Consider the following 16,806-nt stretch of genomic DNA (forward strand, 5'->3'; position numbering starts at 1 on the left):
CCAGGCCCTGGACGGCTGCCCAAACAAAAAAGGCCGCCGCCCGGTGTCCCGGACGGCGGCCATTTCCTTAGTTGGCGCCGAGGCGTCCGACGAAACCGATTACTCGGCTTCGTTCAGATACTCGCCGGCATCGGCATCGGTGCCGGTGCCCGACGTCACGACCTTGGCGAGCGGGTCTTCACCCACGCCACCCTCGTCACGCGGCGAGCGCGCGAGTTCGGCGGCATGCTCGTCCGCCGCCGACATCGGTGCGACGATCGAGGCCTCGGCCATCTTGCGCTGCGCGACGCGCATCGACGCATCGCGGCTGTTCGCCACGACCCGCAGACGGTTGAGGCCTGCGCCGGTGCCTGCCGGGATGAGCCGGCCGACGATGACGTTTTCCTTCAGGCCCATCAGCATGTCCTGCTTACCCTGGACAGCCGCTTCGGTGAGGACGCGCGTGGTCTCCTGGAACGATGCCGCCGAGATGAAGCTGCGGGTCTGCAAGCTCGCCTTGGTGATACCGAGCAGAATCGGCTTGCCCTGTGCGCGGGCCTGCTTCTTCTCCAGCTTCTCGTTGGTCGCGTCCATTTCCTCGCGATCGACCTGCTCGCCCTTCAGCAACGTTGTATCGCCGCCGTCGGTGATCTCGACCTTCTGCAGCATCTGACGAACGATCGTCTCGATGTGCTTGTCGTTGATCTTCACGCCCTGGAGTCGATAGACCTCCTGGATTTCCGACACGAGATACTCGGCAAGGGGCTCGATACCCATCGTCTCGAGGATGTCGTGCGGATCGGGCGAGCCGCCGATCAGGTTGTCGCCGCGCTTGACGTAATCGCCTTCCTGCACGTCGATGACCTTCGACTTCGGCACCAGATACTCGACGACATCGCCGCCATCCTCGGGCTGGATGCCGATCTTGCGCTTCGCCTTGTAATCCTTGCCGAACACGACGCGGCCCGAGATCTTGGCGATGATCGCCGAGTCCTTGGGGATGCGTGCCTCGAACAGCTCGGCAACGCGCGGCAGACCACCGGTGATGTCGCGCGTCTTGGCGCTCTCGCGGCTGACGCGGGCCACGACGTCGCCGCCGAACACCTGTGCGCCATCCTCGACCGACAAGGTCGCACCGATCGCCAGCATGTAGCGGCCGGTCTCGCCCGACGTCTCGTCGAGCAGGGTCATGCGCGGACGCAGATCCTCCTTCGACTTGGTCGCCGCACGATATTCGATCACGACGCGCTGGGCGATGCCCGTGGCTTCGTCGGTCTGTTCGGTGAGCGTCTTGCCCTCGATCAGGTCGACATACTTGATCGTGCCCGGGTTCTCCGTGATCACCGGCATGGTGAACGGATCCCACTCGGCCATCCGGTCGCCGCGCGACACGATGTGGCCATCGTCGAACAGCACATAGGCGCCGTACGGGATACGATCGACCGAGAGCTCGCGGCCGTCCATGTCGACGATCGCGATTTCGCCCGAGCGGCTGAGCACCACGCGACGGCCACGCTGGTCGACGATGATACGCAGATCGCGGAACTGCACCGTACCGTCGGCATGCGCCTCGAGGTTCGACGTCTCGTTGAGCTGCGCTGCACCACCGATGTGGAACGTACGCATGGTCAGCTGCGTGCCCGGCTCACCGATCGACTGCGCGGCGATGACGCCGACAGCTTCACCGATGTTCACCGGCGTACCGCGGGCGAGATCGCGCCCGTAGCACTTGCCGCAGACGCCGATCTTCGACTCGCAGACCAGCGGGCTGCGGATCTTGCACGACTGCGTGCCGAGGCCTTCGATCGTCGTGATCATCGGCTCGTCGAGCAGCGTGCCCGACGGGATGATGACCTTACCGGTCTTCGGATCGACGATGTCTTCCGCGGTCGTACGACCGAGGATGCGCTCGCCGAGGCTTGCGATCGTCGAACCACCCTGAAGGATCGCCTTCATCTCGAGTGCGCGCGTGGTGCCGCAATCGGGTTCGATGATGACACAATCCTGCGACACGTCGACCAGGCGACGCGTGAGGTACCCCGAGTTCGCCGTCTTCAATGCCGTATCCGCGAGGCCCTTGCGAGCGCCGTGGGTCGAGTTGAAGTACTCAAGGACGGTCAGGCCTTCCTTGAAGTTCGAGATGATCGGCGTCTCGATGATCTCGCCCGACGGCTTGGCCATCAGGCCGCGCATGCCGGCAAGCTGCTTGATCTGTGCCTGCGAACCACGAGCACCCGAATGGGCCATCATGTAGATCGAGTTGATCGGCTTTTCACGGCCGGTCTCCGTATCGACCTTCACCGCACGGATCTCGTCCATCATGGCGTTCGCGACCTGATCGCCGCAACGGCTCCAGGCGTCGATCACCTTGTTGTACTTCTCCTGCTGCGTGATCAGACCGTCCTGATACTGCTGCTCGAAGTCCTTCACGAGCGCCTTGGTGTCGTCGACCAGACCAACCTTCGCGTCCGGAATGATCATGTCGTCCTTGCCGAACGAGATGCCGGCGCGGAAGGCGTGGCGGAAGCCGAGCGTCATGATCGCATCGGCGAACAGCACGGTCTCCTTCTGGCCGGTGTGACGATAGACCTCGTCGATCACGTCGCCCACGTCCTTCTTGGTGAGCAGGCGGTTGACGGTGTCGAACGGCACCTTGTGGCTGTGCGGCAGGCACTCGCCCAGCAGCATGCGGCCCGGCGTCGTCTCGTAGCGCTTGAGGTACTGCTTGCCCTTCTCATCGGTCTGCGGAACGCGGCTGATGATCTTGGTGTGCAGCGTGACCGACTGCGCGTTCAGTGCCTGATGGACTTCCGACATGTCGGAAATCATCATGCCCTGACCCGGCTCGTTCTCCTTCATCATCGACAGATAATAGAGACCGAGGACCATGTCCTGCGACGGAACGATGATCGGCTTGCCGTTTGCAGGCGACAGGATGTTGTTCGTCGACATCATCAGGACGCGCGCCTCGAGCTGGGCCTCGAGGCTCAGCGGGACGTGCACGGCCATCTGATCGCCGTCGAAATCGGCGTTGAACGCGGAGCAGACCAGCGGGTGAAGCTGGATCGCCTTGCCCTCGATCAGTACCGGCTCGAACGCCTGGATGCCGAGACGGTGAAGCGTCGGCGCACGGTTCAGCATGACCGGATGCTCGCGGATCACCTCGTCCAGGATATCCCAGACTTCCTTGCGCTCCTTCTCGACCCACTTCTTCGCCTGCTTCAGGGTCATCGACAGACCCTTTGCATCGAGACGCGCGTAGATGAACGGCTTGAACAGCTCGAGCGCCATCTTCTTCGGCAGGCCGCACTGGTGCAGCTTGAGCTCAGGCCCGGTCACGATGACCGAACGACCCGAGTAATCGACGCGCTTGCCGAGAAGGTTCTGGCGGAAGCGGCCCTGCTTGCCCTTGAGCATGTCGGACAGCGACTTGAGCGGACGCTTGTTGGCGCCCGTGATCGTGCGACCGCGGCGACCGTTATCGAACAATGCGTCGACGGCCTCCTGGAGCATGCGCTTCTCGTTGCGGACGATGATGTCCGGCGCGCGAAGCTCCATCAGGCGCTTGAGGCGGTTGTTGCGGTTGATCACGCGGCGATACAGATCGTTGAGATCCGACGTCGCGAAGCGACCACCGTCCAGCGGCACCAGCGGGCGCAGCTCGGGCGGGATGACCGGCACGACCTCGAGGATCATCCACTCGGGGCGGTTGCCCGAATCGATGAAGCTCTCGACGACCTTCAGGCGCTTGATGATCTTCTTGGGCTTGAGCTCGGACTTGGTGACCGCGAGCTCTTCGAGCAGCGTGGTGCGCTCACCCTCGAGATCGAGCGATTCGAGCATGATGCGGACCGCTTCGGCACCGATACCGGCCGAGAACGCGTCCTCGCCATACTGGTCCTGCGCGTCGAGGAGCTCGTCCTCGGTCATCAGCTGGTACTTCTCGAGCGGGGTCAGGCCCGGCTCGATGACGATATACGCCTCGAAGTACAGCACGCGCTCGAGCTGCTTCAACTGCATGTCGAGCAGCAGGCCGATGCGCGACGGCAGCGACTTCAGGAACCAGATGTGCGCGACGGGCGCGGCGAGCTCGATATGGCCCATCCGCTCGCGGCGGACCTTCGAGACGGTAACCTCGACGCCGCACTTCTCGCAGACGATGCCCTTGTACTTCATGCGCTTGTACTTGCCGCACAGGCACTCGTAATCCTTGATCGGACCGAAGATGCGCGCGCAGAACAGGCCGTCACGCTCGGGCTTGAACGTGCGATAGTTGATGGTCTCGGGCTTCTTGATCTCGCCGAACGACCACGAGCGGATCTTGTCCGGGGACGCGATGCCGATCTGGATCTGGTCGAACGTCTCGGTCTTGGCGACCGGATTGGCGAAGGGGGTCATCTCGTTCATGAGCTGTCCTTAGGAAAAATCTTCCCCCCTACCGCTTGCGGGAGGGGGAGGGGCCCAGCCTCTTCAGGCTGGGAGGGGGTGGGCGCCCGGCATCGGCGTCGTGTTTCGCTGCCGGCCGGGAGCCCACCCCTCGGCCCCCTCCCGCGAGCGGGAGGGGAGGGCACAGGAGTTACTCCGCCGCGATCTGGATGCCGTCGCTGTCGAAGCCGGGCTCTGACTGCTTCAGATCCACATTCAGGCCGAGCGAGCGCATTTCCTTGACGAGCACGTTGAAGCTCTCCGGGATGCCGGCCTCGAACGTGTCGTCGCCCTTGACGATCGCCTCGTAGACCTTGGTGCGGCCGACGACGTCATCCGACTTCACCGTCAGCATTTCCTGCAAGGTATACGCCGCGCCGTAGGCCTGGAGTGCCCAGACCTCCATCTCGCCGAAGCGCTGGCCACCGAACTGCGCCTTACCACCCAGCGGCTGCTGCGTGACCAACGAGTACGGCCCGATCGAGCGTGCGTGGATCTTGTCGTCGACCAGATGGTGGAGCTTGAGCATGTAGATATACCCAACCGTCACCTTGCGATCGAACTTGTCGCCGGTCCGTCCGTCGAACAGGTCCGACTGGCCCGACGGATCGAGACCCGCCAGTTCCAGCATCGCCGACACATCCGCCTCGCGCGCACCATCGAACACCGGCGTCGCCATAGGCACGCCGCCCTTCAGGTTCTTGGCCAGCTCGACGATCTCGTCACCCGAACGGGCATCGATTTCGGCGTGATACTGCTCGCCATAAACGGTCTTGAGGCGATCGCGGACCGCTTCCGGCATCGCGCCGGCCTTGGCCTCGGGATTCTCCTCGCGCCACGTCTCGAGCGCCGCGGTGATCGACTGACCCAGGCCGCGTGCGGCCCAGCCCAGATGCGTCTCGAAGATCTGCCCAACGTTCATGCGCGACGGCACGCCCAGCGGGTTGAGCACGATATCGACCGGCGTACCGTCGGCGAGGAACGGCATGTCCTCCGCCGGCAGGATGCGGCTGATGACGCCCTTGTTCCCGTGACGGCCGGCCATCTTGTCGCCCGGCTGCAGCTTGCGCTTCACCGCGACGAACACCTTGACCATCTTCAGCACGCCCGGCGACAGCTCGTCCCCACGCTCCAGCTTCTCGCGACGATCGTGGAACTTGTCCGTGATCAGCTTGGCGGCATCGTCATATTGGATCTTGACCGCTTCCAGATCGCTCTGGATCTTGTCGTCGGCGACCGCGAACTTCCACCACTCGTGGCGGTCGACGCTGTCGAGCAGATCCATGTCGATCACGACGCCCTTCTTGACGCCCTTGGGCGCCGAGGTGGCCGTCTGGTCGAGCAGCATCTCGCGGAGACGCGACCAGGTCGCACGGTTCAGGATCGAACGCTCGTCGTCCGAATCCTTCTTCAGGCGCTCGATCTCCTCGCGCTCGATCGCCATCGCGCGCTCGTCCTTGTCGATGCCGTGACGGTTGAAGACGCGAACGTCGACGACCGTACCCGACACGCCCGGCGGCAGGCGAAGCGACGTATCGCGCACGTCGCTGGCCTTCTCACCGAAGATCGCACGGAGAAGCTTCTCCTCCGGCGTCATCGGCGATTCACCCTTCGGCGTGATCTTGCCCGCGAGAATATCGCCCGGCTCGACCTCTGCACCGATGTAGACGATGCCCGCCTCGTCGAGGTTGCGGAGCGCTTCCTCGCCGACGTTCGGGATGTCGCGCGTGATGTCCTCCGGCCCGAGCTTCGTGTCGCGGGCCATCACTTCGAACTCGTCGATATGGATCGACGTGAACACGTCGTCCTTCACGATCCGCTCGCTGATGAGGATCGAATCCTCGTAGTTGTAGCCGTTCCACGGCATGAACGCGACGAGGCTGTTACGACCCAGCGCCAGTTCGCCGAACTCGGTCGACGGACCGTCGGCGAGCACGTCGCCCGCACGGACCACATCGCCTACCTTCACCAGCGGACGCTGGTTGATGCAGGTCGACTGGTTCGAGCGCTGGAACTTCATCAGCGTGTAGATGTCGACGCCCGACTTGCCGGCATCGATCTCGCCGGTCGCGCGGATCACGATACGCGCCGCGTCGACCTGGTCGACGATGCCCGCACGCTTTGCCGAGATCGCGGCGCCCGAGTCACGCGCGACCGTCTCTTCCATGCCGGTGCCGACGAACGGCGCCTCGGCCTGGACGAGCGGCACGGCCTGACGCTGCATGTTCGAGCCCATCAGCGCGCGGTTGGCGTCATCGTTTTCCAGGAACGGAATGAGCGATGCGGCGACCGAGACGAGCTGCTTGGGGCTGACGTCCATCAGCGTGATGTTGTCGGGCAGCGCCATCAGGAATTCGCCTGCCTGACGCGACGACACGAGCTCCTCGGTGAAGCCGCCATCCGACGTCAGCTCGGCGTTGGCCTGCGCGATCGTGTGCTTGGCCTCTTCCATTGCCGACAGGTACACGACGTCGTCGGTCACCTTGTGGTCGACGACCTTGCGGTACGGCGTCTCGATGAAGCCATACTTGTTGACGCGCGAGAACGATGCCAGCGAGTTGATCAGACCGATGTTCGGGCCTTCCGGCGTCTCGATCGGGCAGATGCGGCCATAATGCGTCGGGTGAACGTCGCGGACTTCGAAGCCTGCGCGCTCGCGCGTCAGACCACCTGGTCCAAGTGCCGACACGCGACGCTTGTGGGTGACTTCCGACAGCGGGTTGGTCTGATCCATGAACTGCGACAGCTGCGACGAGCCGAAGAATTCGCGGACCGCGGCAACCGCAGGCTTCGCGTTGATCAGGTCGTTCGGCATGACGGTGGAGACGTCGACCGACGACATGCGCTCCTTCACGGCGCGCTCCATGCGGAGCAGGCCGACGCGATACTGGTTCTCGAGCAGCTCGCCGACCGAACGGACACGACGGTTACCGAGGTTGTCGATATCGTCGATTTCGCCCTTGCCGTCCTTGAGGTTCACGAGCGTCTTGATGACCTCGAGAATGTCCTCGGTGCGCAGCGTCGTGACCGTGTCCTCGACGTCGAGGTCGAGGCGCATGTTCAGCTTCACGCGGCCCACGGCCGACAGGTCGTAGCGATCCGGATCGAAGAACAGACCCGAGAACAGCGCCTCGGCCGTCTCCAGCGTCGGCGGCTCGCCGGGGCGCATCACGCGGTAGATGTCGCTGAGGGCCTGCTCGCGCTCTTCGGCCTTGTCGACCTTGAGCGTGTTGCGGATCCACGGGCCGGTCGCGACGTGATCGATGTCGAGCAGGTCGAGACGCTCGATCCCTGCCTGGTCGAGCAGTTCGAGGTTCTCGGCGGTCACTTCGTCACCGGCTTCGATGTAGATGCGGCCGGTCGACTCGTCGATCAGGTCGTACGCCGAATAGCGGCCGAAGATTTCCTCGGTCGGGATCAGCAGGTCGGTGAGGCCGTCCTTGAACGCCTTGTTCGCAGCGCGCGGGGAGATCTTCTGGCCGTTCGGGAACACGACTTCGCCGGTCTTCGCATCGACGATGTCGAACATCGGCTTCTGGCCACGCCAGTTCTCGACCTGAAACGGAACGATCCAGCCACCCTGGCCGCGGACGAACGTCACGCGGTTGTAGAAATAGTTGAGGATCTCTTCCGACGTCATGCCGAGCGCGTAGAGCAGCGCCGTCACGGGGAGCTTGCGCTTGCGATCGATGCGGACGTTGACGATGTCCTTCGCGTCGAACTCGAAATCGAGCCACGAGCCGCGGTACGGAATGACGCGGGCGGCGAACAGATACTTGCCCGATGCGTGCGTCTTGCCGCGATCGTGATCGAACAGGACGCCCGGCGAACGGTGCATCTGGCTGACGATGACGCGCTCGGTGCCGTTGATGAAGAACGTGCCGTTCTCGGTCATGAGCGGCATGTCGCCCATGTACACGTCCTGCTCCTTGATATCGATGACCGACTTGGCCTCGGTATCGGGATCGACCTCGAATGCGGTCAGGCGCAGCGTGACGCGCATCGGCGCGGCATAGGTGATCCCGCGCTGGCGGCATTCCTCGACGTCGAACTTCGGCGGCTCAAGGACGTAATCGTCGAAATCGAGATAGGCGGTGCCGGCGAAATCCTGGATCGGGAACACGCTGCGCAGCGTCTTCTCGAGACCCGAGACGTGGCCGATCGACTTGTCGGAACGCAGGAACTGTTCGTAGCTCTCGCGCTGGACTTCGATCAGGTTCGGCATCTGCACGACTTCGTGGATGTTGCCGAAAACCTTGCGGATACGGCGCTTTGCAGTGCCGTGTTCGATCGCCTTGGATGCCATAGGTTTAATTTGCCCTCAAAAAACTGACGGGTCAGCCGTAAATTCGTGCTTGGGAACCCCCAAGCGGGACGCACGTTCACGCAAAAAGGCCGCTCGCATCAGGTGCGGCGGCTCTCAGCGTATGAAACCTCGGTATCCAATACGATCGACACGCTGCGCGACGGCATGTCATTTCCCGGATGCTGTGGTGAGCTGCGGATATAGGCGTGGCACGGCGTCATGTCAAAGGGGGAAGGGGTCACCGTGTCGCCCGATCGCAGGCCGGGTCCTTTCGGACCGTCGTTACCGACGAAAATACTATAGATTGTGCGTCCCCCGCGCAGCTAGGCGCATCCACGGTAGGACCTCGATCGTATACGCATGGGGAATACGGCAGGATGAACGACAAAGTGGTAAGCCAAAGCGTTGGAGTGCAACCAGCCTCGGACGAGGATCGCGCGAACTGGGCGCGGCTGATCGACGATCACCGGCATATTGCCGCGCAGTGCGTCGAGATCGCTGACCTGGCGCAGGGGCCGCGTGAGCAGAGCGGGCCGGCGTCGCGCAAGCTGATCGAGCTCGCGATCACCGTGGCCAGGCATCTCGACGTCGAGGACGAGGTGATCGACCGCACCGTCATCGCGATGGAGCCGCGGTTTTCGGCCGACACGATCGCGATGATGGAGGAGGACCTCGATATCCTCCGGTCCGACTGGAAGGTGTTTATCAGTCGTTGGCTGCCGGTGATCGCGCCAAGTGAGTGGGAGGCGTTCGGCGTCGAGGCGGAGTCGATGCTCGATCGCCTGTCGAGCCAGGTGATGCTCGAAACCGAAATCCTCTACGACCACGCGCTGCGTGACGGCGTGGTCCGTGCCGGTGGTGCGGTGTTGCACTGAGCCGAGGGGGCGACGGCGACCTACGCTATCGTCGTGTACAAGTAGTACCGCTAAACCCTGCCACCCCGGCGAAGGCCGGGGTCCAATTGGTGAGGTGGCGGTAACGAAGCGTTGCGCTCAACTATCGGCGTCCCCCAATTGGGCCCCGGCCTTCGCCGGGATGGCGTCTGTGTAGATTGCCAGCGCAACTCCGCTCCTAGCTACCGCCGCTTCTTCTTCGACGGCACAGCGACCACCGGAGCCACCGGCACGGGCGGCTGCGTCGTCACCCTCACGACGATCGGCACGATACCAGGATCCGCGGGATATTGCCGCCGCGCGCGCGCGAACACGAAACGCGCCTTGGCAGCGCCGAGCGCGCTTTCGCTCGCGCCAACCCAGCGCCAGTGCCACGGCTCCCATTTCACATTCTGCTTGTTGCCGCCGGGAAAGCTCTGCTCGAACCCGAACCGCGGCGCATTGGCGCGGAGCCAGCGCGCGGCGGGGGTGGCGGCCATGCACGCCTCCGCGTCCGGACACCCGTTGGCCGGACGCACCGCGAAGTCGAGCGCATAGCCGGTCGAGTGCTCGCTATAGCCCGGGGGCGCGACCGAGATCGCCCGGTCGGCCGCGCTGCTCGACTCGCCGCGACAGAAGACGCTGCGCTGGCGGGCGATCGAGCGCTGGCACGACAGCGCGCGGAGCTGGCCCATCACCGCCGGATCGCTCTGGGCCGCGGCGAACAGCCGCAGCAGGTCGGGCAAGATATCGGCACGTACCACGCACGGATTGCCCACCGAATATTCGGAGGGCAGCGTGACGAGCTCGGTCTCGGGCGCGTCGCCGTAAGGCAGATGCCCGAAGGCGCGGCCGTCGGGGGCGATCGCCGCGCTCTGCCCCTCGCACAGTTGCGCGTCCGCGATGGTCGGGGCGAAGAGGAGCGCGAGGGCCAGTGTGCGGTGCAACATCGACGCGGGCTCTGGCACGCAGGCGCTAATGATGGCAAGGGCGGCGCCATGCATGGTGAACGCGTACTCTTCCTCGACGGCGAGGCCCTGGTGATCGACAAGCCCGCAGGGCTGCCGGTCGATCCGCCCCGCGATGGCTCGTTGAGCCTCGAAAATCATCTCGAAAGCCTGAAGTTCGGGTTTCAGCGCTGGCCCAAGGCCGTCCACCGGCTCGACCGCGACACGAGCGGCTGTCTGCTCCTGTCGCGCAATCCCAAGGCGCATGCCCGGTTGCAGCAGGCGTTCGAGCAGGGCCTCGTGTCGAAGCGCTACGTCGCGCTGCTCGACGGCGTGGTCGAGGGCACGTCCGGCCTGATCGAGATGGCGCTGGGCAAGGTCAGCACCGCCGAGACCGGCTGGCGGATGGTCGAGGATCCCAACGGCAAGAAGTCGCGCACCAAGTGGCGCGTGCTCGAGATCAAGGACGGGCGCTCGCTGGTCGAGTTCCTGCCCGAGACCGGCCGCACGCACCAGATCCGCGTCCACGCGGCCAGCGGGCTCGGCGCGCCGGTGGTCGGCGACGGCGTGTACGGCAAGGCGGATGGCCTCGGCATGATGCTGCATGCGCAGCGGCTGATCGTGCCGCGCGCGGGCAAGCCCGACGTGCTCGCCGAAGCGCCGCTGCCGGAGCGCTTCGCCAAGGCCGGGTTCGCCGACGAGGCCGCGCCTGCGCCCGCTGCAGTTGCGACCGACGTCGTGACGCCTGCACCCACCGACGATTGAGCGGCCCGAGGGAAGACGCGGATGGTCGCGATCCCGATAACCCGGTCCATCTCGATCGATGACAGCGAACTGATCGAGAGCACGACCCGGTCGGGCGGTCCCGGTGGGCAGCACGTCAACACGACCGATAGCGCGGTGATCCTGCGGTTCGATGTCGGCCTGTCGCCGGGATTGCCGCTGGCGGTGAAGAACCGGATCGCGGTGCTCGCCGGATCGCGGCTGACGCGCGACGGCGTGCTGGTGCTGCGGAGCGAGGGATCGCGGTCGCAACTGCTCAACCGGCAGGAGGTTCGCGAGCGGCTCGTCGCGCTGATCAAGGACGCCACGATCGTCCCCAAGGCGCGTCGCGCGACCAAGCCGTCCAAGGCGGCGAAGGCACGCCGCGTCGATACCAAGAAGGTGCGCAGCGGCGTGAAGGCCGGGCGGGGCAAGGTCCGCGACGATTGAGCGCCGGCGCGACAGAGCGACGATCAAAGCGACAAAACATTGCCGCGGAGCTCCGCCCCAAAACCCGTCACCCCAGCGAAAGCTGGGGTATCCTTGAGGAACGGGCAATGCGCGCCAACATGGAGACCCCAGCGTTCGCTGGGGTGACGGACTGACGGACGTGCGAGCCTCCTCGCTCCATAACGCCGCCGACCAAGGAAGAAGACATGTACCAGTTCGATATCGCCGCCGGCAGCAAGGCCGATCTCTACCGCGACCTGCTCGCCGCGCTCGATGCGCTCACTGCGGACGAGCGTGATCCGATCGCCAACATGGCCAACGCCGCCGCGCTGGTGTGGGAATATCTGCCCGACCTGAACTGGGCGGGCTTCTACCGGATGGTCAAAGGCGAACTCGTGCTCGGGCCGTTCCAGGGCAAGGTCGCCTGCATCCGCATCCCGGTCGGCAAGGGCGTCTGCGGCGCTGCCGCCGAGACGCTGACGACGCAGCTGGTCGAGGACGTGCACGCCTTTCCCGGGCATATCGCCTGCGACGCCGCGAGCCGCTCCGAACTGGTGGTGCCGGTGACGAAGGACGGCGTGCTGATCGCGGTGCTCGACCTCGACAGCCCCGAGCCCGCGCGGTTCGATGCCGAGGACGCAGCGGGGTGCGAGGCGCTCGCGGCGTTGCTCGGCGAACGCCTGCGGGGGTGACCCGTTTCGGGACTGTGCGCAAACTGGTGAGTCCCCCGGCGCTTTGGTAAGCAACCGGTCAAGATATTCGGCGTTTGCGCGGGATACGGTGGCAAAACCAGGGAGACGGACATGCGGGGCCTTTTGATCGCTGGCGTGGGAATGGCGCTGGCTGGCAGTGGCGCAGCGGATGCGCAGCAGCGCCCGGGCGCAAGTTACGGTGTCCCGGGCGTCGCGATGCAGGCCCCGATGCAGACGCCCAAACGCCCCGGTCCGATCGCGGCGCGTCCTCCCGTCGTCCACACGTCGTCGCAGCAGGTGGACGGTCACCGCGCGCCGCGCTGGGGCAGCAAGATCGGCGGCCGCTGGTGGGGCGGGGCGAATGCGCCCGGCGGCTGGGCCGCCTATCGCCGGCCCAATCGTGGCTGGGCAGTACCGGGCTACTGGAACGCGCCGCGCTTCTACGTCGACGACTGGTCGACCTATGACCTGCCCCAGCCGCCGGCGGGGTATCGCTGGGCGCGCTATTATGACGACGCGGTGCTGATCGATCCGCGAGGCTCGGTCTACGACACCGTCAGCGGTACCGACTGGGACCGCTATGACTCGGACGGCTATGCGCGCGTCGCACCGGGCGCGTACGCGCAGACCGACTCGGTCTATGCCGGTCCGGCGGACCGTGGTTCCGTCCCACCCTATGCCGATCGCCAGCCGCGCCGCGACTCCGGTCTTGGCGGTGCCGCGATCGGTGCGGTGGCGGGCGGTGCTGCCGGCAACCTGATCGCAGGGCGCGGCAACCGGCTAGGCGGCACGCTGATCGGCGCCGGCGTCGGTGCCGCGGCGGGCTATGCGATCGACAAGGCCGAGGACCGCGGCCGTCGCCCTCTGCCGCCACCACCGGCGAGCTATGGTGCACGCTACGCCCCGCCGTCGCCAGCCTATGCGGAGGATTACCCGATATACGACGCGCCGCCGGTATCGCCGGCCGCACGCTATCCGCAACCGCAGCGCTATGCCTCGGCGCCCGGCGGAACCTGGGTATCGTCCGACGGGATGACGACGGTGACGACGACCAGCGGCACCGTGTATCCCACCGGTGCGACGACCGTCGTGGTACAGTCCGCGCCGATCGTAACGACCACGACCACGACCGACTATTACGACTCCGTGTCCTACGTCCCACGCAAGGCCTGGCGAAAGCGCGCCCGCTAGCGCGCGACCGTCGCCCCGTCTGAGGCCCTCCCGCCACGCGCCTGATCGCGTCGCGGCAGGGTCTCCGCAGTCTCGAAGATCGTCCGGCCGTCGCCTGGTTCCAGGGGGCGGCTTTCGCGTGCCCTGCGCAGGTCGATTTCCCGACAAATACGAATATAGAATATCGTATATTATATTTGACATCGTTTCGGCGACGTGATGGATTGCGCGCAACATCCAAACAGGAGCGCGGGCACTCATGACATTTCCGGTCGCAAAACTTCGCCAACGGTCGAGCATCGGTGCGATGCTCGCGATGCTGCTGTCGTCGGGCGCCTATGCACAGGTGCTCCCCGCGCCGCAGCCCGGCACCGAATCGACTCCCGATGACGCGATCGTGGTGACGGGCACGCGCATCCGCCGCCCCGACTTGGCGAGCAACAGCCCGATCACCTCGGTGACCGACCAGGAGATCAAATATCAGGGCGCGGTCAACGTCGAGAACGTGCTCAACCGCCTGCCGCAGTTCACCGCGGACGCAAACGAGAACGTCTCGAACGGATCGGACGGCACCGCGAACATCAACCTGCGCAACCTCGGCTCGAACCGCACGCTGATCCTGCTCAACGGCCAGCGTCTGCTGCCGCAGCAGGCGATCGATCTGAACTTCGTGCCATCCGCGCTGATCGAACGCGTCGACGTGGTCAGCGGGGGCGCATCCGCCGTGTACGGGTCCGACGCGGTCGCGGGCGTCGTCAACTTCGTGCTGAAGGATCATCTCGACGGGTTGCGGATCGACGTGCAGTCGGGGCTCGGCGTGCACACCAACGACAACAGCGCAGTCCGCAACGTCCTGACCACGCGCGGCTATGCGAACGCGCCGGGGCGAGTCGCCGATGGCGGCAAGCAGGATCTCAACGCGGCGTACGGCAAGAATTTCGCGGGCGGGCGCGGCAACATCACCGTTTATGGCGGCTATCGTCACACCGATCCGGTGCTGCAGGCGAACCGCGACGTCTCCGCCTGCGCACTGAACCCCTCGGACTCGGCCGGCACCGGCCTGGTCTGCGGCGGATCGAGCAACACGCCGACCGGAACGTTCGTACCGCTCGGCGGCCCGAACGCGGGCAAGACGCTGACCAACAATGCCAACGGCACGCAGACCTGGGTCCCGTACACCTCGGCCTATGCGTACAACTACGCGCCGACCAACTACTTCCAGCGCTCCGACGAGCGCTACACCGGCGGCGCGTTCGCCAAGTTCGAAATCGCGCCGATCGCCGAAGTCTATGGCAGCTTCATGTACATGAAGGACCACACCTTCTCGCAGGTCGCGCCGTCCGCGCTGTTCCTCGGCACGACGTTTACCGTCCCCTGCAACAACCCGCTGATGAGCGCGTCGCAGCAGCAGTCGCTCTGCGGCGCGGCGGCGGGGACGAGCGCGACCCAGGACACGCTGATCGGCTATCGCCTCGGCTCGGGCCAGTCGCGCCGCGACGACCTGCGCCACCAGGATTATCGCTATTCGGCCGGCGTCCGCGGCGATCTCGGCCACGGCTTCCGCTACGACGTCAACTATCTGCACTCGCTCGTGAAACTCAACGAGACCTATTTGAACAACGTCGACAATGTGAAGGCGCAGCGCGCGCTCGACGTGGTCAGCGTCAACGGCGTGCCGACCTGCCGCTCGGTCATCGACGGTAGCGACCCGGCGTGCGTGCCGATCAACGTGTTCCAGGCGAACGCGATCACCGACACGCAGGGCGCATACCTGTTTTCCGAGAGCAACACCGCGTCGCGCAACGTGCTAGACGTCATCTCCGCGAACGTGAACGGCGATCTCGGGACGTTCGGTATCACCAGCCCCTGGGCCAAGCGCGGCGTCAGCATCGCGCTGGGCGGCGAGCATCGCCGCGAGACGCTCAACTTCACCGCCGACGACATCGCCAAGCAGGGCGGCACCACCGACTCGGACGGGCGCATCTCGGTCAACGAAGGCTATGGCGAGATCGAAATCCCGATCCTGCAGGACCTGCCGTTCGCGCACGAGCTGACACTAAACGGTGGTCTGCGCTACTCCGCCTATCGCAACTCGCAGCAATCGACCGGACTGAAATCGAAGTACAATGTCTGGACCTACAAGGGCGAGGCGAGCTGGGCGCCGGTCAAGGACGCGCGGTTCCGCTTCAGCTACAACCGCGCGATCCGCGCGCCCAATATCGGCGAGCTGTTCGGGTCGCGCTCGATCGGCAACGTCTCCGCGCAGGATCCGTGTTCGGGCGCGTCGCCGAGCGCGTCGATCGACATCTGCCGGCTAACTGGCGTGACTCAGGCGCAATATGGCAACATCGTCGAATGCCCGTCGGATACCTGCTCGGCGCAATTTGGCGGCAACGCCGCGCTCAAGCCCGAAAAGGCGGACACCTATACCGCGGGGCTGGTGCTGACGCCGCGCATCATGCGCAACCTGACGCTGACCGCGGATTATTATCACATCAAGGTGAAGGACTATATCAGCTCGGTCGATCCGTCGCTGGCGATCAGCCAGTGCGTGGCGGCGAGCGATCCGTTCTATTGCGGGCTGTTCACGCGCGATCCGCGCTCGGGCGCTCTGTTCGGCAGCAACGGCTATATCGTCTCGACGACGTATAATACGGGGTCTCTCACGACGTCGGGGATCGACCTGACCGCGGACTACACGCTGGGGATCGGCGCGCTGGGCAAGCTCAACCTCAACATGGTCGGCACGCGGCTGATCTCGCAGGAATCGGAGCCGTTGAAGGGGCTCGGCAGCTATGACTGCAAGGGTCTGTACGGGTACACCTGCGGCCAGCCCAACCCGAAGTGGCGGCACGTGATGCGGACGACATGGACGATGCCGCAGGGCGCGAGCATCTCGGTGTCGTGGCGGCATATCGATCAGGTCAAACTGTCGTCGCTCTCTGACAACACCTTCCTCGCGGGGACGCCGAGCGTGATCAACCGCAAGATCTCGGCGTATGACTATATCGATCTGGCCGGCACGCTCGCGGTCGGCGAGGGGCTCCAGCTTCGGGCGGGCGTCAACAACCTGTTCGACAAGGATCCGCCCGCGATCGCCTCGGGCATCCTGTCGTCGTTCGGCAACGGCAATACCTATCCGGGCGTGTATGACGTGCTGGGCCGCACGCTGTTCGTCGGCGCGACGGTGAACTTCTGACGGT

General features: G+C 65.1%; 9 protein-coding genes. 6 read left to right on the plus strand and 3 right to left on the minus strand.

Going from position 1 to position 16,806, the window contains the following annotated elements:
• Positions 1-99 precede the first annotated feature (99 nt).
• Together rpoC and rpoB are read right to left on the minus strand one after the other, a co-directional pair.
• On the minus strand, positions 100-4,386 hold the full coding sequence (gene rpoC, locus C8J26_RS05845) for a DNA-directed RNA polymerase subunit beta' (RefSeq protein WP_056420298.1): 4,287 nt from the start codon (positions 4,384-4,386) through the stop codon (positions 100-102).
• Positions 4,387-4,555: 169 nt separating this feature from the next.
• On the minus strand, positions 4,556-8,710 hold the full coding sequence (gene rpoB, locus C8J26_RS05850) for a DNA-directed RNA polymerase subunit beta (RefSeq protein WP_056420295.1): 4,155 nt from the start codon (positions 8,708-8,710) through the stop codon (positions 4,556-4,558).
• Between the two features lie 410 nt (positions 8,711-9,120).
• On the opposite strand from rpoB, the gene C8J26_RS05855 reads away from it, so the two are divergent.
• Positions 9,121-9,585 carry a hemerythrin domain-containing protein gene (locus C8J26_RS05855; protein ID WP_056420291.1) on the plus strand — a complete coding sequence of 155 codons (465 nt, stop codon included), beginning with the start codon at positions 9,121-9,123 and terminating at the stop codon, positions 9,583-9,585.
• Positions 9,586-9,785: 200 nt separating this feature from the next.
• Here C8J26_RS05855 and C8J26_RS05860 read toward each other — a convergent pair whose 3' ends face one another.
• Positions 9,786-10,532, minus strand: coding sequence for a M15 family metallopeptidase (locus C8J26_RS05860; RefSeq protein ID WP_244185185.1), 747 nt, complete (start codon positions 10,530-10,532; stop codon positions 9,786-9,788).
• 48 nt (positions 10,533-10,580) lie between these two features.
• Here C8J26_RS05860 and C8J26_RS05865 point away from each other — a divergent pair, with 48 nt between their 5' ends.
• The 5 genes from C8J26_RS05865 (at position 10,581) to C8J26_RS05885 (ending at position 16,802) form a co-directional block, all read left to right on the plus strand.
• Positions 10,581-11,294, plus strand: a complete 714-nt coding sequence (locus C8J26_RS05865; protein ID WP_107957154.1) for an RluA family pseudouridine synthase — start codon at positions 10,581-10,583, stop codon at positions 11,292-11,294.
• 21 nt (positions 11,295-11,315) lie between these two features.
• Positions 11,316-11,741, plus strand: a complete 426-nt coding sequence (gene arfB / locus C8J26_RS05870; protein ID WP_056420283.1) for an alternative ribosome rescue aminoacyl-tRNA hydrolase ArfB — start codon at positions 11,316-11,318, stop codon at positions 11,739-11,741.
• 206 nt (positions 11,742-11,947) lie between these two features.
• Positions 11,948-12,433: a GAF domain-containing protein gene (locus C8J26_RS05875; protein ID WP_107957155.1), complete on the plus strand. Its 486-nt coding sequence runs from the start codon at positions 11,948-11,950 to the stop codon at positions 12,431-12,433.
• A gap of 111 nt (positions 12,434-12,544) precedes the next feature.
• On the plus strand, positions 12,545-13,624 hold the full coding sequence (locus tag C8J26_RS05880) for an RcnB family protein (RefSeq protein WP_107957156.1): 1,080 nt from the start codon (positions 12,545-12,547) through the stop codon (positions 13,622-13,624).
• A 238-nt stretch (positions 13,625-13,862) separates the two neighbouring features.
• Positions 13,863-16,802, plus strand: a complete 2,940-nt coding sequence (locus tag C8J26_RS05885) for a TonB-dependent receptor (protein WP_244185186.1) — start codon at positions 13,863-13,865, stop codon at positions 16,800-16,802.
• Positions 16,803-16,806: the final 4 nt, after the last annotated feature.

Source organism: Sphingomonas aurantiaca (assembly GCF_003050705.1).
GTDB lineage: Bacteria > Pseudomonadota > Alphaproteobacteria > Sphingomonadales > Sphingomonadaceae > Sphingomonas > Sphingomonas aurantiaca.